Here is a 20,319-nt window from a genome sequence, read left to right as displayed (position 1 = left end):
CGGAGAAAAGATTAGCCGTTTTTTTGTTTAGCCTCAGTGTAAGGCATATTGAAGAGGCTGTTGGGTTTCAGATAGACAAAATTGTTCTGAAAATCGAGAATCGTGTTGAAACGTTTCAACACCTCGTTGCCCATGATATGGGTTTTGAATCGGGCCGGATTAGCCGTTGCCAGCAATTGCACCGGAATATCACGCAGCACCATATCACCCAGATTCAACCTTTCGTTGTTTACTGTGTACACCGGAATCTCCTTGCCTTGACCGTTGCGCATCACAACCTTTTTTATCACCTCAAGGTTTTTGGGGTAGTTTTGCTCGTGCATCAGCAGGGTATCGAGCATAATGGTGCGCTGATAACCGTTATCAAACAAAAAGCGGTTCTTGAATTTCTTGTCTTGTATCTGCAATTCGCCAGTAATACAAAAGAGCGTCCGTGTATATTCTATCGGGAATTTAGAGTAGCCTTTGCCGATTTTCGGGGCACGGCTGTGCACAATCATCAGGTTTTTGTCGTAATCAATCTCAACAACTTTTCCGTCGAACAAGTCCCAACCGAAGCGGCCGTCTGTCCCCTGCCCTGATAAAGCTACCGGATAAACCTCCAGGTTATCCCAACTCAAATTACCTATTTGCAGGTGGTTTTCTTCTTTCTCTACGTTCAGGTTATGGGTTTTGTTCTTGATGGCATCGTGCGTAAGCAGCAGCCCCGTAGTACCCGAATCAAACTTTAAATTGAGCGTATCACGTTCGTTGAGCACGGCTTTAAACTTGATGTTGTTATAATCAGTAAGCACAAACGGAATGGTATCATGTTGCACGGGTTTTAGATTAGCATAATTCTTAATCGGCGGACTATCGATACTAATAAAACAGGTGTCTTTTTCGGCGATTACTACCCTAAACTCGAGTTTTTCGTTAGGCTTTAACTGTCTTTTAATCGAATCAGAATCAGTTATAAATTTCACCCATTTAGCCTTCGGACTCTTGCTAAGCGTAAATCGTTGCGGTCTCACTTTCGGGTTCAACAACCAGCGACGTTTTTCATCATTGCCTTCAATCACATAGGCACTTTCTTTGACCTTAGCTTTAATAATGGGCGTAGAACTTTGTGCCTGTGCAACAAATGCCTGCACCAGCAAGGCAAGTGTAATAAGTTTTTTCATAATTTGGTTTTTCGTTTGCCAATAGTGGCGTTTTTAAAGGGCGCAAAATAAGGAAAATTTCTATATATTGCTTTTTTTGTAGCTGCTATTCGTTAGGCTTCGTATTATCATAGTCTCCCGTGTGCGCCAGCCAAAGCCAAGCAAGGGGACTCTGATAATTAAGAGCGACCCTTGCGCTCAGAGTCCCCTACGTGCCTTCGGGAGACTCTGAGACGACACAAAGAAATTAAATTCCCTCACTTCCGCAAAATCGCCACTCTAGTCTTCCGCAATTGCCTTTCGGCTTTTTGGTGTAGTTTCTGGTTGTGGAGCAGCCAGCCGCCTACTACACCTATCAGGCTACCAATAAAAATATCCAGGAATCGGGAGGCGATTACTCGGTTGGGGTCAATACCTGCGCCTCGGCTTAACTCTACCAGAAACACCGTCAAGAGCGTAATAAATATCACCGCTAGCGCATAATGCCGAACTACTAATATCTCGATAATAAACTGCAACACAATAATACTGATACAGATTTGCAACGTGCTGAGGTTGAGTTGCAACAAAAGCCACGAAAAACCCATACCTATAAACGTACCCACAATGCGATGAAAACTCCGCTGACCTACCTGCACCACATTAAGCCCCTGCATAATAGCCAGACACGAAATCGGTATCCAATAGGGGTTATCAAGCCCCGAAACATGGCCTACCAGCAAAGAGATAGCTATAAACACGCCCATAATAACCGATTCGGTGATATTGGTATAATGGCGTTTCCGCTGACCGGGGTCACGCATTTTGTCGGGGTGTTGCCGCACAATATACAGGCTGTATAGCATCGCAAATATTACTCCGCCCATTGTGCCGAGCGCCAGTAAACCTACTTTGGTCGGAATCGCCAACAGGTCGAAAGGCATACAGCTAGCCATTGAGGCTATCATGATAAAAAAGAAATTACCGGGCGGCGAAAGTCTGAAATAATTGGTGAGCCAGTTGACACCAAAAGCATACACACCCAACACAGCGGCCGACAAATAATGATTAAAACTAAACACAATGCCCACCGCAAAACTCATAATAAACCCAAAGGCACACACCAACAAAGTAAGCATACGGTTTTCGAGCGTGGTAGAGGGCATATAAAGTATTACCAAGCCGCCCAGACACGCAAGCGTACCATAATCGAGCCGACCCAAATAATAGCCAATCAGCAAAGGTAAGCCCGTACATACCGATGCCAGCACCGGAATATGCCACAGCCGTTCTGATTTTTTAAGCTGAAAAAACAGTCTGGCCTCTCGTTGTAATATATCTTTTACCTGTGCTAACATGCGGCAAATATAAGGTTTTATTGGCAGAATGGGGTAAATAATGCAACGGTGAATAAATTCACCGGCTAAAACAACAAAGGATATGTACTCTTACATGCGGACTTATTAAGATTCAAGAAATAAGCGTTCTTTGGAATGCATGGTTTTGTAGAGGCCGTCTCAAAAGGAAATAGCACAAAATATTATTTGGCAAGACACTGACCCCACTCCCCAACCCCTCTCCCCAACTGTGGGGAGAGGGGCTTTTTTGTCCCCTCCCCATTGTTGGGGAGGGTTAGGGTGGGGTCTTTTCCAAATATTATTTGGTACAAAAAACTTTTGAGACAGCCTCTACTTTGCATACCTTGGAAAATCTATTGTAAAAAATTAAAGAATGCTTATTTCTTGAAACCTAATAAATCCGCAATATATATAAAATAATTCCTTTGTTACTTTAGACACCTAATCATTCGGTGCAATGCCAAATAACTTGATTTTAGCCCAATTCGCCTAAATCAACAAAATAATATTCTTTATCAGCGGATTTTCTTCATTTTTCCGCCAATATACATAGAGCGGCAGCTCAAATGGTGTTTCAATAAACCGCACACCCGGCACAAACGGATATGAGGCACTAATAGGCACTACCGAAATCCCCAAACCCCGAGCCACCAAAGCCAGTACGGTAGAGGCGTAGTCAGACTCATAATATAGGCTAGGTTTAATATTATAATGGGCCAATACCTGATTTATCAAGTCGGCATAGCTATAGCCCGGCTCATGTGCAGGTAAAATAAATTTCTGATTATCGAGCGATGCCGTTCTGAAATCATCTAATGTTTTTATGAAATGGTTTTCAGAAACCGCAAAAGCAAAGTTTTCTACATTCACCTGCCTGCATTCGAGCAATTCGTTAGAATGCAAATACCTGCTAAAGGCAATATCCATTTTGAAATTAATCAGAAACTCAACTTCCTGGTCATATTTTAGCTGCACCAGTTCAACCTTCACCAGCGGATACTGCTCCGATACCCTACTCAGAAAATCGGGCAAGAGTTTGTAACTAATCGACCCCGGGTGCGTGATGGCAACCGTACCAACCGACCCGTTCTGGATTTTTCGGGCATAGGCCGTAGTGGCTTCCAGTTGTTCTATGAGCGGTTCCCAGTGGTCTTTCAGGTATTTTCCGGCATCGGTCAATTCTACTTTCCGCTTGGTACGCTTAAACAGCACTAGCCCCAGTTCGTTTTCCAAAGCCTGAATCTGCCTGCTCAATGCCGACTGCGTAGTATTAAGCTCATAAGAGGTGCGCCAGAAGTGCAATTCTTTAGCCAGCCTGATAAAAGATGTAATTTGTTGTGAAGTCATATAATTTATCAATGATTAATGCGATTTGCGCATTAATTAATACAAAAATAACATTTTTCTGAATTAATACGCATTTTACATTTGTGCATCAAACAAAAACCAAAGTATGTATAGTTTTAAAAATGATTATAGCGTGGGGGCGCATCCAAGCATTTTAAAAGCGCTACTTGATACCAACGAAACACAACAACAAGGCTACGGACAAGACGATTACTCGCTACTAGCCACCGACTTAATCAGAGATAAACTGCAAAATCAGGCGTCTGACGTTCACCTTGTTTCTGGCGGTACGCAAGCCAACCTCACCGTTATTTCGTCTATACTTAAACCATACCAGTCGGTTATATCGGCAGTTACGGGGCACATCAATCACATGGAAACGGGCGCTATTGAAGCTACCGGACACAGAATTGAGACCATCCCGACGCCTAATGGTAAGCTAACACCTGCATTGATTGAGGCTTTTATGGATACCCTCATGCCGGTGCACATGCGCATACCAAAATTGGTGTATATCTCAAACTCGACCGAAATAGGCACGCATTATACCAGAAACGAGCTGATAGCCCTTTGGGATTTTTGTAAACAAAAAGATATGTTTCTGTTCATGGACGGCGCACGTCTAGCCTCTGGCCTAGATGCCGGAGACATCACTTTCCCCGATTTGGCTAAATATACCGATGTATTTTATATTGGTGGCGCAAAAAATGGTGCATTGCTGGGCGAAGCAATCGTGATAAATAATGCTGATATAAAAGCAGATTTCAGCTATAACCTCAAATTACGAGGTGCATTATTGGCCAAGGGCCGTTTATTGGGCATTCAGTTTGTTGAACTGTTCCGTGACGATTTGTATTTCAAAATTGGCGCACACCTCAACCGCATGGCTGCTTTATTAACCAAGGGCATCAGCCAATTGGGTTACAGCTTCTCAACAAACTCAAAAACCAACCAGATATTCCCGATTCTGCCTTATTCCATCATCAGACAATTAGAACAAAAATACGATTTCTACGTATGGGAAAAGCTCGACAACGAAAAAGCAATAGTAAGATTGGTAACCAACTGGGCCATGTCAGAGGCAATCATTGAACAATTCATTGCCGACCTTGCAGCATGTTCAGTAAACGCCTACAAGCCGGAAAGAGAGCTTTGCTTGCAGGATTGAGGGAATATTGTAAAGTATAGATAGGCACATTTTATTATTTCTATTGCCGCCAGCTTTAGCTGGTGGGATAAATTAAAAATCAAATTCGGCTTTAGCCAAAATCTAATTTTATAACTTTGGCTAAAGCCGAATTTGATTTCATTGAAACAATGAAGCCGTCTCAAAAGAAAATAGCACAAAATATTATTTGGCAAGACACTGACCCCACTCCCCAACGGCAGCGGCCGACCGTCCCTCTCCCCAACTGTGGGGAGAGGGGCTTTTTCATCCCCTCCCCATTGTTGGGGAGGGTTAGGGTGGGGTCTTTTCCAAATATTATTTGGTACAAAAAACTTTTGAGACAGCCTCCAATTGAATATAGATTATTGCCATTAACCTTCTTCTAAAACTCCGTGCAACGCTGTGTGTGTTTACTCTGAGATACTCTGTGGTTTAAAACCATTTTCTCAATACCCCAAAAAACCCACAATTATACCTACCTTTGTGCCGAAATAAACAATAAAGGTATGTTAGCGCAACAAGTAGATAATATTCTTGATAAATTAAGTAACATCGGTTTGCTCAATACCTTCACGGGCATTAACCATAGCGGCGATTATCTACACATAATCTATCCCACATTTACCCTATTGCATTACGAAGCCCTGGTTGAGTTTTGCGCCGAAGAAGAACTGTTTTTCTACTCATCACCCAACAATGGTATGTTTCTGTTAACCTTGCTGAATGACCCCGTTTATGATGAGTAAAAAGCAGAAAAGCTTTTAAATCTCAATAAAAGCCCTACCTTTAGTCAATGAAACACATAGGCACGGCGTTAATTCTTATTGGCTTAGGATTTGGCTATTACACCCATAGCATCGATACACCAGATAATGTATTGACAAGCCCCCAAAACACTGATAATCTGAAAGATATACTATTAGGCATCACTATTATATTCATCTTCGGAGGATTGCTAGTAACCATGCATGGAGCCAGAAAAGGAGCCAAAGATACTAACCTGAGCTAAGCAGTCGGCTCAGCATTTATCGGTATTAAAATAGTTTAGGCGTTTCATTATCATAATGAATTGCCTTTATTGGCCAAACGTATGTATGCTGGCCAATGTGCATATTTCTCTCTCAAAAAACATTCCTCACAATCCAACGGGCCATTGCCTGCCACCAGTTGGCGTAGCCGCTCAGTAGCACATACGTAGCTATTACAAATATCAACAGAAAGATAAGAATTGGCACGGGCGATTTCTTGTTACGAATATCGAAAAAGAGCCACACAAGCGGGATTCCGGCAATGGTTGATAGATTCAGAACAATGGGCAGCGGGTTGGGTAAAGCCAAAAAAATGCCCAGATACCGAGCCAATCCCGGCGCAAGAATCAGCAGCCCCGAAAGCGCAAAAAAGCGTAAATGCCAGTCGACTCGCTTTTTATACGCCATACCCAGCACATAGAGCGTAGCCAAATAAAATATATCAGGAATCCCGTTGGTGAGTTGCGCAAGCGTATCAGCCTCGCTCATGGTCTGAATATTGCGGTAATACCCTACCCTCGACACCCAATAAATTGATAGTATCAGCAAGAACATGAGCACATAAGAACTCTTACCCAAAATGCGATGCAAAGCATATTTGCGAGCACGTATCAGAAAAGCCTGTGCAATGAGCATCAGTATCCACAATATAGCCAGCAAACCATGCACATGGTGCGCAATGTTAAGCCCCTCAAACGCCGGAAATTTCTTGAAATAAGTAGGATAAAACCCCAGAACCGAGATAAGTAATACAGCAATAAAAAAGTAAACGATGTTATTCTGCAATCTTTTTTCCATGATGCCGCCCTTTGTTTGGTATAAAATTGGGCAATCAAAGGATGAAAATATATTCCAGACTATCAAAAATTCTTACTGAGTGGTAGTGGGTGTGGTTGGTGATAAAAACCCCATCCCCAGCCCTTCCCCAACCGTGGGGAAGGGAGTTAAAACAGTCCCCTCCCCACGGTTGGGCGACCCGAGCAGGGTGGGGTTTCTTAAATACGAAATAAACACCTATTGCATCAGCATATCTTATGCCAATAATTATAGTCGAGCAAAGCAAATCCCCCTCTCTGCACTAAACCCCCACCGCCTCACTTTTACTCAACAAAAACACCGTTGAAACAATACACAAACTACCAATCCAGTCGATGGTTGAGAACGGAACCCCTAGCCAGAAAACAGCCAGTAAAGTAGCCGCCAGCGGTTCAGCCGATGCCAGCAGACTAGCTTTTTGTCCGCCCAGAATCTTCACCGACGACATATAGATATAAAACGCAAGCAAAGCCCCCAGTAAAATAACAAAAGAAGTAAAAAGATACGTCTGGAAATCCCAGTGGCCTTCAACCTGCCAGGGCGCTTTCACGAAACTAAAAACCACACCACCGCAGAACATTCCCCAGCCGATAATCAACGAAGAATTGTATTTAGCCAATAAGCCCATCGGCTGCAAAGTATAAATAGCCAGCGTAACGGCCGAGGCCAAGCCAAAAAACAAGGCAATACCCGAGATACTAAGCGTATTAATATTGCCATGCGTAACCAGTAGAAAAGTACCCGCAACGGCCATAATAATGGCAATAAACTCGGTAATTTTGGGCAAACGCTTGTATTTAATAGCCAGAAAAACAGCAATCATAATCGGCCCCGAATACTGCATAACCGTAGCAGTAGCCGCATTAGAATGCTTGATAGCCGCAAAAAAAGTATATTGCACCGCCGACATCCCCAAGATACTGAACACCAGTAGTTGTATGACATCGGCCTTGTTTTGCCAGATAGCAAGAATATCCTGTTTCTCACCGAATCGGGCAAAGGCCAACAAACAGAAGCCCGAAATGAGTAGGCGTATCGTAATAAGCCATTCAACATTTACGCCCCTTTGCTGAAACAAAAACTGCCCCGACACACCCGACAACCCCCAAAGAATAGCCGCCGAAATAGCCATGATAAACCCTCTTAAAATTCTAGCATCCATACTGATAAACCTTGCAATAATTCAAAGTACAAAATTGCATTAAAATCGGGGGAGTTTTTCATTAAATTTGGGAGATTTTCCCAAACCCGTACCACGCCTATACTCGGAAGGATATGGGCGTGGCACGGCTAGTGGCGCACGGGTAGTGTGGCTCGGATAGGAATCAAACTTTTAGTTTAAAAATATTAAATAAATGGAAGAAATACTGTTCCAATCTGAAGATTTTTTTTGTGTGATGGACTTTTCTTTAAGCCATAAAGTACTCTTAATCAGAGGAACTACGGTAACAGAAAAAGCAGGAGAATATATTTCACACGAAAATATTGACTTACTTTTTGACGGTACTCATTTTGTACAAATTCCTACTTTTTTCGAAAATGGATTACTAATAAAAAAAGGAGCTGAGGATTTAACAATTAACGCTGATATTACGCTAAAAGCCGGACAGTACTTCGAAATTATAAATAATAAGAATAGCTATTTTATAAAAGCCCGAGGATTTGAAATTTTGAAGAACAACCTTGATACTGCCGAAAGTAGTATTGATGGCAAAAAATACAGACCACCTAGCGAATATATCAGAAAGGAATACATAGAAAACTACCCCTATTTATTAGAGGGACTTGAGAAACATATTGACACCTTTAAAAAATCGGATAATTGGACATTATGGAACAAAAGTCAAAGACGAGAAGTGGTTTTAGCTTTTGTCCCTGTGGCTTTTTATATAAAAGAAGAAACTATCCTGGAAGTGATTTCATAAATACTATGTATATATAAATGCGGAGCTTGGATTCAGCAATGAAACAAAAACCAATGTTGCCAAATTCAGAATGTTTTTTTGAAATGGTGAGTTTTTTTGGGCAATGGAATAAATAAAAATGCCGAGCCTGCTGCTTGGAGGCAGCAGGCTCGGCTGAAATATAACTATCTTTCTAATAAAATTAGTTAACTGTATTCAATTGGACTTTATATAATACAGGAGATAAACGAACATTTGGCGATTCCAATAAAGTACTGCCTTTAATAGCCCAAACTTTAGGTTCAGAACTTAATACGCCAAATACTATATAAATCCAGTAATTCGGCAACCTTTGTGCTTTTTCATACTCATTTGCAGTTATAAAAAAATCTATATATTCTTTTCTATTTTTTACTGCTTTTACTTCTATAAACCTTTCAGACCCATCATTTTCGTAAGATAGTATATCATACCCTTCGGAATCAAGAAGAGTTTTTCTAACCTCTTTTCCTTTTAGTTTAGCCTTCTCTATTCTATCTGATTCTAATTTTAACACTATATCCTCTCCTAGACTTCCGATGCGCTTTTGTATTATAGCTTGCTTAATATAATTAGGATTTTTAGAAGAAGGAGGTCCTGATATATTTTCAAAGTTTCTTATATCAAACTCACCTATCTGTAAATCAATAAAATCAGGCTTAGGTTCAAATGGAATTAAAGGTGAATTGTCATCATTATTTTTAAGAACCTCTCCTGTAATCTCTCCATTTATCGTAAAAGTTTTATAAAGGAAATCCGTAAAGACTACCATTTCCCAATCTTTCATTATTGGGTGACTGTTTTTGTAATCAACTATTTTTTCTCTAACTAATATGAGGTCAATATTTTGTGGAGAATAATCAATAGAGATATTTTTCAAGAAATGTTGTAAATGTTCTTGTGAAAAGATATTTAGGAATAGGTTTGGATAGTAAACAGATAGAATTTTACCCTTTAAAACGGGAGACAAACGATTTTCAACTAAATCTTCAATATTCCTCTCACTACCTTTTTCAATTATATCAATTATTAATTCTTTTACTGTCTGAAAAGCGGTCAGCTCTCCTCCATATTTTTGAGTATATTCAAATGCTTTTTTTGATTTACTATAGTAAACTCCGTAACGTCTTGCATCGCTGCCATTAATATTCCCCAAATCAATAAGCTTATATTCCAATATAAAACAAAAGTTAAAATTATTCACATCGTCAGTAGATTTAAGACCGATGACATAATTTTCAACTGGCATATCTCTTATAGAATCAATTGTATAGGTTTCTACAAAACGCTGTCTCAATGCTTCCGCATTCCTTAATCTTTCAATAATAAGATGTTTTTGAGAGTCAATTTCTTTTATTTTTTCTTCAAGTCCTTCGTAAAAATATTTAGATGAATCCATTTTAGAAATAATATGTTTTAAGAATTAAAAAAGGTATTCTTCTTGAATATACTACATCAAGAATTTGACAATGTACTTATTTTAGAATATAAATAATGATTTATTACAACGGAATCTATTTAACGGTACTTAAAAACAAAAAAAGCAGGCTACCGCCTGCTTCCCACTACCCAAACTTAACCCAATTATTAACCTCCTTAATCTCATCCAGTGTTCTAAATTCGGGAAATTCTTTGTCTTTTATCACTTCTTCATCAATCGCCGATTGTATGTGGGCTCTTGCCTGCTCGTAACCGGGTGTGTGGAGGCGCATAATCATTTCTATGCCTTCGTTTTTATCTACCCAGTTACCATGTATCATTTCCAACAGATTCACAAGCCCTTCGTCTCCCAAGTAATAGTCTAATTCTCTACTGGCAAGCATTGCGCCGTCTTGCCTCCAATGTTTCGTTTCGTCATAATAGCACCCATCAAAACCACCTAATGGGCTAGCAGGTTTATGATGCACAAGGTGCAAGCCGTAGCCTTCATAAGTATCTTTTTTAACAAGCCACTCAAGGTAGCCATCTTTGGCTTTTTTTATTGGCCTGCCGCAAGTATCACATCTCCAAGGTCCTGTTTTCATCATGTTGTTTGTTTTTTCAATGTTTGTGTATCTCAAAAAAGCAGGCTTGCGCCTGCTCAACCGCCATGCAAACTATTAAAATAGGCCATCATTTCTTTGGCGTTTTTGTTGCTTAGTTTTTTGGCTTGTTTTAAATTCTTTGGTTTGCCTTTGGTGTCGGTGTCGTAATGATACTGGGGTGCGTCGGCCAACATACGTTGCACAATGCCCCAGCGAATACCCCACTGCAAGTACTCATAAGGCCAATGAAAATGCGCACAAATGGCCCCTCTTGAACCAAACGGACTGTTTAGTCCGCTTGTGTTGCTGTCTCTATCCGACGAGGAGCCGTCGTTCTGGTTGCCGACATCAATCTGATAGAGCTGATAAAATCCCCGAGGTTGTTTATCTGGTTGATATAAATAGCCAGTTGTATGAGTTTCGAGGGCTGTATGCGCCACAAAAAATAATTGGCCATCAGCGGCGCAAATAGCCTGATTTTCCATTTAGCATTAAGCACCGCAATTGCAACAGCCAAAGCACATTTCCTGGCCGACTCGGCCGTTATCCGTTTGGCTTCGGCCAGCGCATTTTCGGCCAGCATAGATTCCTCAAACTCAATGCTCAGAAACACCCGGCTCAGTATATCGAGCGTACCCAAGTAGGGTTGTTCAATAGTAAAAGTCCGCTGTTTTTGCTTCGAAAAATGCCGCAGCAAGCTACGCTTCGGCACAGTAAAGCGTATGCCCTTGTTTATCAGCACATCGGCTTCGTGCTGCTCGGCTTTGTGTGGCTCAAAATCAAAATTTTCAAACATGGTTTTTTGTTGTAGGGGGAAAAGAACCCCATTTCTAACCTTTTTTAATAATGACTATTATATCTCCATAAGTCTATGCTTGAAACTGCCCTATTTTAATAGTTCCCAAGAAATAAATACTATTTAAAACAACAAATGAAAACCGTTTTTTGTAGAGCCGTATTGCAATCGCGCGGCGAACCGTACGGCTCAAAGGTCTGTCTGATTTTTAAAAGATATTTGAGGAAATAATCTCTAAATTTCTCCAAATCTAACTCATTTTCAGGCAAAAAAACATATTCGTCGACAGGAGCCGTATTGCAATACGGCTCTACGATTCTGGGTATACATATACTACTTAAAAAAACAAGAAATGGGGTTGTGTAATCATTAAGCACCAACCAACGATAAAATCATTGGCGGAGTGCCCGCTTTTTTCGGTTGAAGAACTGATACCGAAACCTCAACTTTCAGGGTATCGGCACGGCCGAAACTTCCGGCGAATTTCGCTGAGATTCTACCTCTCGGAATCTCAAATACGATACCCTCCTTTGGCGTAATCTTTAATGAGCGTTCTACTACTATCGTTCCGCTTGGGTAATTCCAGGTCATAGCAGCACCTGTGCCTGTCGGAGCTTCACCGCCAAACACCTTATGGCACTGAGCTAAATCAGGTGATGCCAAAGCAAAACTGATGGTAGTTTTACCCATTTTGCTCGACTGATAGATAGGTGTTTCAATCTCTTCTACAAAAAACTCGGTAACCTCCGGGTCTTCGGTTTCGATAGTGGCCGTACCTTCTGCCGTATAGCCTATTTGCTCTAAGGGGTCACCCATACCACCATCGGTAGCAATATTTCCGATTTCAATTGTCGATAAACCAATTGTTATTAAATCTGCCATTTTGTTTTTTTAAATTTTTAAATTGTGTTGTGTAATCTGAACTCTATTCTGAAATGGAGCCTTGTTTGTTTAATATCAGGCTCGTCGAAATCGCCTTGGCGGGATGTCCACAGCGAATAATATTTGCCGTAGGCTTCTTTCAAAATTTCTCCGGCAACAGGCAATAGTTCTGCTATCCTTGCGGTGTCTTTAATGAGCTGCATTTTGCCGCCAATATTGTGGTATAATTTCGGTATATACACATTTACATTGGCTACACCCTTTTGCAGGGTTCCGTCGCCTATCAGCATGCTGCTAATCACAATATCTTCGGTTTGCGAATCCAAGGGGCGTTGCCCTTTGTAGATTCCGCCTCTGATAAGGTTTTTCAACGCTGACTGGCTGATAAGCTCATACAAAATGCCATCCTGGTCGGCTGTTGTTTTCATGTCGCTTTTTTTATTTAGTGGTTTTTGTCTGAACTTTGCCGGGGCGGCGTACCGCTTTACCTGATTTTTATGATTTCGCTGATAATGAGTAAATATGTTTCTCGCTTAACAGCTAATCTTGAATTTGTTTTTAATAATAAAATGTAGATAAATACCTATTTACAATCATGAAATCATAAAAATCAGGTAAATCAAAGTTCAGACAACAAATCACTCAATTCCCCACCCACATACATTTCGGCACTAGTAAGAATATCTTCCGACATTGACTCAGCCTGCACTGCATACGCTGACCCCGAAACCACAATCAATGCATAACCTTTCGGGTACTTGGCCGCCAGCGTTCTGGCAAATTGTTCACCCGCCTCTGCATCATTATCGGTATCCGTGGCGTTTTGCTCAGTCGGGCTTGTGGTATTGGTTGGGCTTTTCAAGCTCCGGTTAAATTCTTGGGCTATCACCTGGCCGTCGGCCACTATGAGATAGCCTATAGAGTTAGCCAGCCTGCCTGTTGCATCATTTCTATTAGCGTTATCGCGTGCAATTTTCACGCTTTCTTCGCCCAATTTATTCAGCGAGTGCAATATTCCCGTCCGTACCTGCCGTGCGCTTGCGTCCAGCATCTTCCTGATGTCGGCCTGCTTGAAAGTGGATTTCAGAGCCATATTCTTGTATGAAATCGGTCTTTGGTGGCAAAAATCACGTCGCCTTCCAGCCTTACTGTGCCATCTTTTTCGCTTACCTTTATGCGTTCGCCTGCCTTTAGTGGCAGCGTTCCTGCAGGGCATTGAATCAGATGGCTGGCTCTTAGATAAGTGCCATCTTCAAGGCTGAATTGCTGCTGGCGGCCGTCTTCATTACGGCATGGCCCTAACACAGCCCACGCTGGCGCACTGGCCTGAAAATCCCCGTGCTCGTCTTGTGTCGATGGCACTACGTTCAGCCTTTGTAAGGTGTATGGATATTGAATTGACATTACCAGAGATACGATTTGTTTTTTACTTTGGGTTGCTGCACCAGCAGTTTGTTTGGCTGCCCCAGATTATTACTCAGCAAGGCATAATAATCGAGTATTCCTTCTTTGTCGTAGTTGATGCTATAATCACCTTCCGATACCGACGAAAGCACCAGCAACTCAGGAATATAATCATAAAGTGCCTGCTCAGTTTTATCTACACTATCAACTGTATACGTGGCATCAGAAGCAATACTATTTTTCAAAAGCAAAGCCTCTATCTCGTTGTCGTCGATAAACACGCCAAACTTTCCGAGTTTACTTTTTATGTAGTCTGCTACTAACATCTTATTTCGTCCAGGTTGAGTTTAAACCATCTACCAGCCACTTTGCCCCTGCACTATTCAGCACCGGAAAAGCATTGGCAATACCCAGGCAGGTTTCAACCAGTGGCTCTTCGTTGGCAAAACGTTTAATGAGCACGTGCTCACGTTTTACTTTTAGTGCAGTTGAGCTTTCAACATCTTCGTCGGCCAGGCGGGTGTGGGCCGTATTACCCAACACAGGCGTTTCTGAGAAAAGCAACACACCGGCTTCCCACGGATTCACCTGTGTACGCACACCTTTAATTTCAATTTCGATGAAGCTTTCAATCAAGCCAATTACAGGCAAGCCTTGCGCTTTCAAAGCCATGTTGAGTGTCGAAAGCAAAGATACTTGCGTAGGCGCAGGCGTTTGAGCCGCCCAGGGCGCAACAAAAGCGATGGTTTCGGCCGATACCAGAATGGCATCAATCATATCCTGGTCGGTAAAGATGTAGTTCAGTTTTTTGCCTTTTGCTTTGGCGGCTTTTACTACATCACGAATCTTGCTGATAGGTTTTGATGTTGAAGCGTTTTCAACCGTAATGTTTGTTGTAACACCCGATTTATTAGCATTTGGCACCAGAAAATCAACGTTCGATTCAGTCACAAGGCCCTCGTTGTTGGTGTTTGTCAGTATCACCTTTCCGGTAGATGCTGCTCGTAGCGCCAACCATTCCAAGCGGGCATTTACACCTTTAAACACGAAGAGTTGGTCTTCCCAAATCCAGTTCAACAGTTCTTTTTTGGCGGCATCGTCGGCGTAGCGTTTCAGGGTGTTGTACTCGTTCATCTGCGACTCCGTCTTCTCACGGGCTACACCGATTTTCGGAATACTACCACTTAGTTTCGATACTACCTCACGTCTTTTACGTGGCGCACGAGAATCCCACGAAATCACGTCACCTGCTACGGGCGCACCAAACTCTCCCTCCAACGACTCCCATTTGAGAGAGGTAACGAATTTGAGCGGAAAAAGCGTCGGGAAATAGAAATCGTCAAGCGTGTACTCATTGGCAACAGCCTGCATATCCTTCTCGCTCAATCCGTTTATCAATGATTTTATCATGAATTGACTAAAATTTGAATGGAAAAATAAATACTATGGGTCTTTCGAAGAACCCCATCCCCGACCCTTCCCCAACAGTGGGGAAGGGAGTTAGAATAGTCCCCTCCCCACTGTTGGGGAGGGTTAGGGTGGGGTCAAATCTCTAAAAACACCGTTCCCCTAAAACCCATGTTTCTAATTAATATTAAACCCTAAACCCACAGCATCTGCGGCAAAGCAGCTTTTATCTGGGCTGTGGCCACGGGCGCATTGGCTTCAATCAGGGTGGCTCTTAGCCAGGCGTCAACCACATTGGTATCGCCCGATTTTAGTTTGATGCTGTGGCCTGTTACTGCCAAAGGCGTAACCTTAAAAGCCGAAGTGTTGCTTGTAGCCTCGGCAGCCGCCTGAAAAATACCTGCATATTGCGCAATAGCCACGCCAAGCGTTGTGCCTACCGAAATGGTGTCGTAAGCGGCATTGCTTGTGTTGATGCCCGTAATGGCATAGGCTTTAGCGCCTGTCTGCGCAGCAACAAAATCACCGATTTTGAAGCCATGCCCTTTCAATACCAGATAATCGGTAGCTGTATTGCCAGCGGCCGTGTGCAGCTTGGCAGTTTTGAGCACATGATACAAACCATTGCCATCTTTGCCTATCACCGAACCCGCCGGCACAAGCGCACCATCGTTAAAATCGGCTGCTGCCAGGCTTACACCTCCGCTTATGTCTTCTAACTTGCTAGCAAATGCAAGCGTTTCGGCCGCATCGCTCTCTCTGAAATTTTGCATAATTGAGATTTAAAAATTAAGAATTAAAAACCTGCTTGCCGATGCCCGCATTTGCTTTTGTATCTGCTTTCTGGCCAAAAACAGGTTTGCCTGTGGTGGCGCCCCTGCCCTCGCTTTCGGCTTTTCTGGCATCAATATAGGCTTGCGTATCGAGGGAAATGCCATTTTTATTGGCTCTGCCCGACATCGGCTGTGGAATCTTACCCGACCCTTGCTCGCTGAATAATGGTCTGACCTCTTCCAACCCTGTTTCCAATTCAGTTTTGTAAGCCTCAAACTCGCTTTCGTCGCCGAAAGTCATTCGGGCAAAATCACGTAGTTTCATTTGTCTGAATGTCTCCGGCGTGTCTTTCAACAGCGCCTCAAGTGCCTCTTTTCTGGTTTCAGTGGTTTTTCCGCCTTCCAGTGCATTAACTTTTGCCAGCAATGCCCTGTTCGACTCAATCAAGCCCTGCGCCCAGTTTGGCACATCATCATTTTCCGGTTTGTTTTCGTTTCCGGTTTCGTTGCTTTCTGTGTTGGCTTTTCGTTTAGCAATGGCATCAGTTACCCGTTTGTCGGCATCGCCCTGAAAAGCCTTCAACAAAGCCTCAATCCCTCCGATCGCAGTGTCAATTTCGCTTTCGTCAGTTACCGAAGTTTCCAGTAAGGTAGCAACCGCATCGAAAGTTTTTTCGCCGAACCCTAAGTTTTTGTACTTAGTTTTCAGCGTTTGTAGAATTTTCCCTTTTAAAGTCATCAGGTGTAATTGTGTGAATTTTGAATGATAATGTTCTTCATCACAAAGATAAAAACAAAGATTCTGTACTTATAATATACGCATCAGTAATTTTGATTATCTTTGTTGATACCAACATTAACACGGATTTTTACCGCCACACAACATGAAATACAAAAAAGATGTGATTTACCGGCTTACGTTTCGCCGCACCAATCACACCGAATATTACCGCCAGCTAAAAGGCATTTATGCCTACCACAACCGCGACGAAATAGGCTGCATGGTAGGCAATCTCTACGACTTCAAGATTGAATACGACAAACCCTTTATGAACAAAAGAGTGAAAATTGAATTGGTGGAAATTAGGTAATTGTCGAATGTCAATTTCGGATCGTCGAACATAGTTTGTATCTCACCGTGTCATGCCTATTCTCGGTTGCAAAAGGGCATGGCACGGTTAATCAGGGTACACAGAATTTTTTTCACCACAGAGTTGCACAAAGCATAGCACTGAGTTGCACGGCGGTTTCAATAAACACCCCGTAAAACTCAGTGCAAAACGCTGCGTTGGTCGTTCTGCCTTAATCTGTCGTGAGATGATTGGAGTATAAACACCTCTGCCCAATCACTCATGCACTCGCCTCGCTAATCAAGCGCATTACTTCTGCGCCTTCGTAGCCGCTGCACGGGTTTGGGCCTGTGCCCAGAAAATACTTTACAGTAGCCTCTATCATGGGTTGTTGCACGTGCAAAAGCGGCGAAAAATCAAGGATTTCAGTTTTGCCTTCAATCTCAACCCTAATGCTATCAGTACTAAAAACCGTAAAACTGATTTTGCCCTTTGTACCTTGAATCTCGCAATAATCGGCGGCTTTTGCGGCACTAAAGCACCATGTACCATTAAAAACCGTTCCGCTCTTAAACAGCACATTAGCCACAACCATATCGTCGGCCCCATAAACACCGCCCTGATTTGTGGCCAAGCCTGTTACCTTCTCAACCTCGCCAAAGAAATAATACATCAAATCGAGTTGATGCGGCGATAAATCATGAAACAAACCACCGCCAGCCGTAGCGGGGTCAACACGCCATGCTGTTTTTGGGTCGGCCAGTTCTTCGGGTGTCAAGGCTTGCTTGGCAAGCTCAAGGCGCACCAGACGCACGTCTCCTATGGCATTATCGGCTATCAGTTGTTTTACTTTCTTGAATCGCTCCTGCTCACGGCGATAATGCGCCACTACAAGTTTGATATTTTCGGCCGTAGCAGCCTCGGCCATACTGTAAGCCGTTTTATAATCGCCGGCCATTGGCTTTTCTACATACACAGGTTTGCCTGCTGCAATGGCTGCCAAAGTGTACATTTCGTGCGTTGATGGTGGCGTGGCTACATAAATAGCATTTATATCGGGGTCGTTTATTAATTGCTGCGCATCGCTGTACCATTTGGGCACATTGTGCCTGCGGGCGTAGTCTGCTGCCTTGGCCGCATCACGGCGCATCACAGCTATTAATGACGACTGCGGCACCTTATTGAAAGCAGGCCCGCTTTTAAGTTCGGTTACATCGCCACAACCGATAATTCCCCAGTTAATTTTTTCCATGCTGAATAGATGATTCTTGTAAGGCAAATATCAGTATATTTTGCGCCAATAAAAACAAAAATAACGCCTAAGCGTTTCACAACACATTTTTAGTTTTACATACAGCCATGCATCTGTAAATCCTGACAAAAAACTACCCGTTCTCTCTACCCCACGCCCAACACTTACGCCCCTATCTGGTCTATAATATTTGTTTTGAAGCACCCAAAAAATTCATCAACACGGCCATACCTTGCTACGGCATCAATAAAAACAAAGCTGCTCACACGCCCAACATTCCGCCAACACCGTTTCATTATCTCAAAATATTTCCTTTTCTTCGTCATACCAATCAACCCATGAACGAATGAAATTCCTGTCAACCTTTTTTTTATTTACCTTTTTTATCAGTACAAGCCTTCTGGCACAGAAAAAAAAGCTCGGCCCGGTAAATACTTACCGCAATCCGGTAATTGCCGGAGACTTCGCCGACCCTTCGGTTATTCGTGTGGGTGATACCTATTATGCCGCCGGAACATCGTCAGAATGGGGGCCTGCTTACCCGATTTATTCATCAACTAACCTCACCGACTGGCAATACCTCGGCCCTGTGTTTAACGAAATTCCAGCCTGGACAATGGGGAGTTTCTGGGCACCTGAATTGTTTTATTACAAAGACACATATTATTGCTATTATACTGCCCGCCGAAAATCAGACAAGCAGTCGTTTATTGGCGTGGCTACTACCAAAGACCTAAAAAAAGGCTTTACCGACCACGGTATAATTATAGAATGGACATCGGAGGCCATTGATGCCTATGTGGTTGAAGACAAAGGCAAATTGTATATTACCTGGAAAGCGTACGGCCTCGACAAAGGCCGGGCAATAGAATTGCTAGGTGCTGAATTATCGGCCGATGGGCTGAAAGTAGTAGGCAAAGAATTTACGATAATAAAAGCCAACACAAACGACTGGGAAGGCGGCGGCGCCGAAGGACAAAGTATTTTTAAACGTGGCAAATACTGGTATATGCTCTACTCGGGCAACTCGTGCTGTGGTAGCAAATGTAACTACATGGTAGGAATGGCAAGAGCCGAAAAACTACAAGGCCCTTGGGAAAAATATGCGGGGAATCCGGTATTGGTGAGTGATGATACCTGGAAATGCCCCGGGCATGGCACGGTGGTTACAACGCCCGACAAGCGTTATTTTTATCTGCATCATGCTTATAGTGCTGCCGATTTTACATTTGTAGGCCGCCAGGGCGTACTCAGCGAACTTGTCTGGAACGATAAAACGCACTGGCCTGTTTTCAGATACGGCAGTGCTACTCCGGCACAAGCCGAGGCGCCGGCAGGCACAAGTTTTGCCAATTTTTCGGGCTTTAATCTTGATTTCGCCGTTGCTCAACCCAATATCAGGTGGATATATGATGTGCGCCAGCCTGAGCCTGTGTATGCCGTGCAAGACGGAGCACTAAGAATAGAAAACAAAACGCCAGGCCAAACAAGCAATTTTGTGGGTTTTAATCTCAAAAAAAGCAGCTATACTTTTACGGCCGACGTAGTAAGCAAAAACGACCTGACCCAAAGCATTGTGATATACGGCGATGCCGACAATGCCCTTGGCTATGGCGTGCGTGGCAATACCGTAGAGCTTTGGCAGATAAAAGATGGTACATTCAGCACCCTGAAAACCCAACAGATACCTGCACAACAAAAAGCCATAACCCTAAAACTACAAAGCCACAACGGGCGTTTTTATGAGTTTAGCTGGGAAGTAAAAGGTCAAAAACCTGATGCCGCCAACAAAGCCGTGCAGACAGATACACTCTGGCTCCCTCGTTGGGACAGAGCCGCAAGAGTGGGCGTAAATGTTGCAGGCACAGCCACAGGTAAAGGCGAAATCCGGGCTTTGGAAATGAAATATAATTGATTGTTAATCAACCAA

The 20,319-nt window shown here is 42.8% G+C and carries 24 protein-coding genes; 6 read left to right on the top strand and 18 right to left on the bottom strand.

Features of this window, described 5'->3' with window-relative positions:
• Positions 1–11: 11 nt before the first annotated feature.
• The 3 genes from WAE64_RS22745 to WAE64_RS22735 form a co-directional block, all read right to left on the bottom strand.
• The gene (locus WAE64_RS22745; RefSeq protein WP_340240156.1) at positions 12–1,163 is read right to left on the bottom strand and encodes a hypothetical protein; all 1,152 of its coding nucleotides are present in this window, start codon (positions 1,161–1,163) and stop codon (positions 12–14) included.
• A 236-nt stretch (positions 1,164–1,399) separates the two neighbouring features.
• Positions 1,400–2,479, bottom strand: coding sequence for an FUSC family protein (locus tag WAE64_RS22740; protein ID WP_340240154.1), 1,080 nt, complete (start codon positions 2,477–2,479; stop codon positions 1,400–1,402).
• 489 nt (positions 2,480–2,968) lie between these two features.
• Positions 2,969–3,826: a LysR family transcriptional regulator gene (locus tag WAE64_RS22735; protein WP_340240152.1), complete on the bottom strand. Its 858-nt coding sequence runs from the start codon at positions 3,824–3,826 to the stop codon at positions 2,969–2,971.
• Between the two features lie 106 nt (positions 3,827–3,932).
• On the opposite strand from WAE64_RS22735, the gene WAE64_RS22730 reads away from it, so the two are divergent.
• The 3 genes from WAE64_RS22730 (at position 3,933) to WAE64_RS22720 (ending at position 6,003) form a co-directional block, all read left to right on the top strand.
• Positions 3,933–4,994 (top strand): threonine aldolase family protein, encoded by a 1,062-nt coding sequence (locus WAE64_RS22730; protein ID WP_340240150.1) that lies wholly within the window; start codon positions 3,933–3,935, stop codon positions 4,992–4,994.
• Positions 4,995–5,500: 506 nt separating this feature from the next.
• Positions 5,501–5,740, top strand: a complete 240-nt coding sequence (locus WAE64_RS22725; RefSeq protein WP_340240148.1) for a hypothetical protein — start codon at positions 5,501–5,503, stop codon at positions 5,738–5,740.
• Positions 5,741–5,787: 47 nt separating this feature from the next.
• Positions 5,788–6,003, top strand: a complete 216-nt coding sequence (locus tag WAE64_RS22720; protein WP_340240146.1) for an acylphosphatase — start codon at positions 5,788–5,790, stop codon at positions 6,001–6,003.
• Between the two features lie 112 nt (positions 6,004–6,115).
• Here WAE64_RS22720 and WAE64_RS22715 read toward each other — a convergent pair whose 3' ends face one another.
• Together WAE64_RS22715 and WAE64_RS22710 are read right to left on the bottom strand one after the other, a co-directional pair.
• Complete coding sequence (locus WAE64_RS22715; RefSeq protein ID WP_340240144.1) at positions 6,116–6,820, bottom strand: hypothetical protein; 705 nt, start codon at positions 6,818–6,820, stop codon at positions 6,116–6,118.
• Between the two features lie 280 nt (positions 6,821–7,100).
• Positions 7,101–8,000: a DMT family transporter gene (locus tag WAE64_RS22710; RefSeq protein WP_340240143.1), complete on the bottom strand. Its 900-nt coding sequence runs from the start codon at positions 7,998–8,000 to the stop codon at positions 7,101–7,103.
• A gap of 193 nt (positions 8,001–8,193) precedes the next feature.
• On the opposite strand from WAE64_RS22710, the gene WAE64_RS22705 reads away from it, so the two are divergent.
• On the top strand, positions 8,194–8,763 hold the full coding sequence (locus tag WAE64_RS22705; RefSeq protein ID WP_340240141.1) for a hypothetical protein: 570 nt from the start codon (positions 8,194–8,196) through the stop codon (positions 8,761–8,763).
• 181 nt (positions 8,764–8,944) lie between these two features.
• Here the strand turns inward: WAE64_RS22705 and WAE64_RS22700 are convergent, their stop codons facing one another.
• From WAE64_RS22700 to WAE64_RS22645, 12 genes are all read right to left on the bottom strand, one after another.
• A complete protein-coding gene (locus tag WAE64_RS22700; RefSeq protein WP_340240139.1) occupies positions 8,945–10,180 on the bottom strand; it encodes a protein NO VEIN domain-containing protein in 1,236 nt (411 codons plus the stop codon).
• Positions 10,181–10,346: 166 nt separating this feature from the next.
• Complete coding sequence (locus tag WAE64_RS22695) at positions 10,347–10,808, bottom strand: hypothetical protein (RefSeq protein WP_340240138.1); 462 nt, start codon at positions 10,806–10,808, stop codon at positions 10,347–10,349.
• Positions 10,809–10,861: 53 nt separating this feature from the next.
• Positions 10,862–11,035, bottom strand: coding sequence for a hypothetical protein (locus WAE64_RS22690; RefSeq protein WP_340240137.1), 174 nt, complete (start codon positions 11,033–11,035; stop codon positions 10,862–10,864).
• Between the two features lie 59 nt (positions 11,036–11,094).
• Positions 11,095–11,601, bottom strand: coding sequence for a hypothetical protein (locus tag WAE64_RS22685; RefSeq protein ID WP_340240135.1), 507 nt, complete (start codon positions 11,599–11,601; stop codon positions 11,095–11,097).
• 369 nt (positions 11,602–11,970) lie between these two features.
• Positions 11,971–12,483, bottom strand: coding sequence for a hypothetical protein (locus WAE64_RS22680; protein ID WP_340240134.1), 513 nt, complete (start codon positions 12,481–12,483; stop codon positions 11,971–11,973).
• Positions 12,484–12,500: 17 nt separating this feature from the next.
• Positions 12,501–12,911, bottom strand: coding sequence for a hypothetical protein (locus WAE64_RS22675; protein WP_340240133.1), 411 nt, complete (start codon positions 12,909–12,911; stop codon positions 12,501–12,503).
• A 191-nt stretch (positions 12,912–13,102) separates the two neighbouring features.
• Positions 13,103–13,576 (bottom strand): hypothetical protein, encoded by a 474-nt coding sequence (locus WAE64_RS22670; RefSeq protein WP_340240131.1) that lies wholly within the window; start codon positions 13,574–13,576, stop codon positions 13,103–13,105.
• Positions 13,567–13,887, bottom strand: coding sequence for a hypothetical protein (locus WAE64_RS22665; protein WP_340240129.1), 321 nt, complete (start codon positions 13,885–13,887; stop codon positions 13,567–13,569). The genes WAE64_RS22670 and WAE64_RS22665 overlap by 10 nt, the downstream gene beginning before the upstream one ends.
• The gene (locus WAE64_RS22660; RefSeq protein ID WP_340240127.1) at positions 13,887–14,213 is read right to left on the bottom strand and encodes a DUF6706 family protein; all 327 of its coding nucleotides are present in this window, start codon (positions 14,211–14,213) and stop codon (positions 13,887–13,889) included. The genes WAE64_RS22665 and WAE64_RS22660 overlap by 1 nt, the downstream gene beginning before the upstream one ends.
• A gap of 1 nt (position 14,214) precedes the next feature.
• Positions 14,215–15,297 carry a major capsid protein gene (locus WAE64_RS22655; RefSeq protein ID WP_340240125.1) on the bottom strand — a complete coding sequence of 361 codons (1,083 nt, stop codon included), beginning with the start codon at positions 15,295–15,297 and terminating at the stop codon, positions 14,215–14,217.
• A 191-nt stretch (positions 15,298–15,488) separates the two neighbouring features.
• Entirely contained in the window at positions 15,489–16,067 is a 579-nt protein-coding gene (locus WAE64_RS22650; protein WP_340240123.1) for a hypothetical protein, read from the bottom strand.
• A 16-nt stretch (positions 16,068–16,083) separates the two neighbouring features.
• Entirely contained in the window at positions 16,084–16,806 is a 723-nt protein-coding gene (locus tag WAE64_RS22645; protein ID WP_340240121.1) for a hypothetical protein, read from the bottom strand.
• Between the two features lie 145 nt (positions 16,807–16,951).
• Here WAE64_RS22645 and WAE64_RS22640 point away from each other — a divergent pair, with 145 nt between their 5' ends.
• Entirely contained in the window at positions 16,952–17,158 is a 207-nt protein-coding gene (locus WAE64_RS22640) for a hypothetical protein (protein ID WP_340240119.1), read from the top strand.
• A gap of 259 nt (positions 17,159–17,417) precedes the next feature.
• Here the strand turns inward: WAE64_RS22640 and WAE64_RS22635 are convergent, their stop codons facing one another.
• A complete protein-coding gene (locus WAE64_RS22635; protein ID WP_340240118.1) occupies positions 17,418–18,389 on the bottom strand; it encodes a Gfo/Idh/MocA family protein in 972 nt (323 codons plus the stop codon).
• 346 nt (positions 18,390–18,735) lie between these two features.
• On the opposite strand from WAE64_RS22635, the gene WAE64_RS22630 reads away from it, so the two are divergent.
• Entirely contained in the window at positions 18,736–20,304 is a 1,569-nt protein-coding gene (locus WAE64_RS22630) for a glycoside hydrolase family 43 protein (protein ID WP_340240116.1), read from the top strand.
• The last annotated feature ends 15 nt before the right edge of the window (positions 20,305–20,319 follow it).

This window comes from Emticicia soli (genome assembly GCF_037860775.1).
Lineage (GTDB): Bacteria > Bacteroidota > Bacteroidia > Cytophagales > Spirosomataceae > Emticicia > Emticicia soli.
The sequence above is the reverse complement of the archived record's forward strand: the minus strand, read 5'-3'. Positions and strand labels throughout refer to the sequence as shown.

Excerpts from the sequence above, each read along its gene's own strand:
- WAE64_RS22640 (WP_340240119.1), top strand. The coding sequence starts at position 16,952 with ATGAAATACAAAAAAGATGTGATTTACCGGCTTACGTTTCGCCGCACC.
- WAE64_RS22630 (WP_340240116.1), top strand. The coding sequence starts at position 18,736 with ATGAAATTCCTGTCAACCTTTTTTTTATTTACCTTTTTTATCAGTACA.
- WAE64_RS22670 (WP_340240131.1), bottom strand. The coding sequence starts at position 13,576 with ATGGCTCTGAAATCCACTTTCAAGCAGGCCGACATCAGGAAGATGCTG.
- WAE64_RS22720 (WP_340240146.1), top strand. The coding sequence starts at position 5,788 with ATGAAACACATAGGCACGGCGTTAATTCTTATTGGCTTAGGATTTGGC.
- WAE64_RS22655 (WP_340240125.1), bottom strand. The coding sequence starts at position 15,297 with ATGATAAAATCATTGATAAACGGATTGAGCGAGAAGGATATGCAGGCT.
- WAE64_RS22665 (WP_340240129.1), bottom strand. The coding sequence starts at position 13,887 with ATGTCAATTCAATATCCATACACCTTACAAAGGCTGAACGTAGTGCCA.
- WAE64_RS22735 (WP_340240152.1), bottom strand. The coding sequence starts at position 3,826 with ATGACTTCACAACAAATTACATCTTTTATCAGGCTGGCTAAAGAATTG.
- WAE64_RS22645 (WP_340240121.1), bottom strand. The coding sequence starts at position 16,806 with ATGACTTTAAAAGGGAAAATTCTACAAACGCTGAAAACTAAGTACAAA.
- WAE64_RS22700 (WP_340240139.1), bottom strand. The coding sequence starts at position 10,180 with ATGGATTCATCTAAATATTTTTACGAAGGACTTGAAGAAAAAATAAAA.
- WAE64_RS22685 (WP_340240135.1), bottom strand. The coding sequence starts at position 11,601 with ATGTTTGAAAATTTTGATTTTGAGCCACACAAAGCCGAGCAGCACGAA.
- WAE64_RS22635 (WP_340240118.1), bottom strand. The coding sequence starts at position 18,389 with ATGGAAAAAATTAACTGGGGAATTATCGGTTGTGGCGATGTAACCGAA.
- WAE64_RS22705 (WP_340240141.1), top strand. The coding sequence starts at position 8,194 with ATGGAAGAAATACTGTTCCAATCTGAAGATTTTTTTTGTGTGATGGAC.
- WAE64_RS22745 (WP_340240156.1), bottom strand. The coding sequence starts at position 1,163 with ATGAAAAAACTTATTACACTTGCCTTGCTGGTGCAGGCATTTGTTGCA.
- WAE64_RS22680 (WP_340240134.1), bottom strand. The coding sequence starts at position 12,483 with ATGGCAGATTTAATAACAATTGGTTTATCGACAATTGAAATCGGAAAT.
- WAE64_RS22715 (WP_340240144.1), bottom strand. The coding sequence starts at position 6,820 with ATGGAAAAAAGATTGCAGAATAACATCGTTTACTTTTTTATTGCTGTA.
- WAE64_RS22650 (WP_340240123.1), bottom strand. The coding sequence starts at position 16,067 with ATGCAAAATTTCAGAGAGAGCGATGCGGCCGAAACGCTTGCATTTGCT.
- WAE64_RS22740 (WP_340240154.1), bottom strand. The coding sequence starts at position 2,479 with ATGTTAGCACAGGTAAAAGATATATTACAACGAGAGGCCAGACTGTTT.
- WAE64_RS22710 (WP_340240143.1), bottom strand. The coding sequence starts at position 8,000 with ATGGATGCTAGAATTTTAAGAGGGTTTATCATGGCTATTTCGGCGGCT.
- WAE64_RS22725 (WP_340240148.1), top strand. The coding sequence starts at position 5,501 with ATGTTAGCGCAACAAGTAGATAATATTCTTGATAAATTAAGTAACATC.
- WAE64_RS22660 (WP_340240127.1), bottom strand. The coding sequence starts at position 14,213 with ATGTTAGTAGCAGACTACATAAAAAGTAAACTCGGAAAGTTTGGCGTG.
- WAE64_RS22695 (WP_340240138.1), bottom strand. The coding sequence starts at position 10,808 with ATGATGAAAACAGGACCTTGGAGATGTGATACTTGCGGCAGGCCAATA.
- WAE64_RS22730 (WP_340240150.1), top strand. The coding sequence starts at position 3,933 with ATGTATAGTTTTAAAAATGATTATAGCGTGGGGGCGCATCCAAGCATT.
- WAE64_RS22675 (WP_340240133.1), bottom strand. The coding sequence starts at position 12,911 with ATGAAAACAACAGCCGACCAGGATGGCATTTTGTATGAGCTTATCAGC.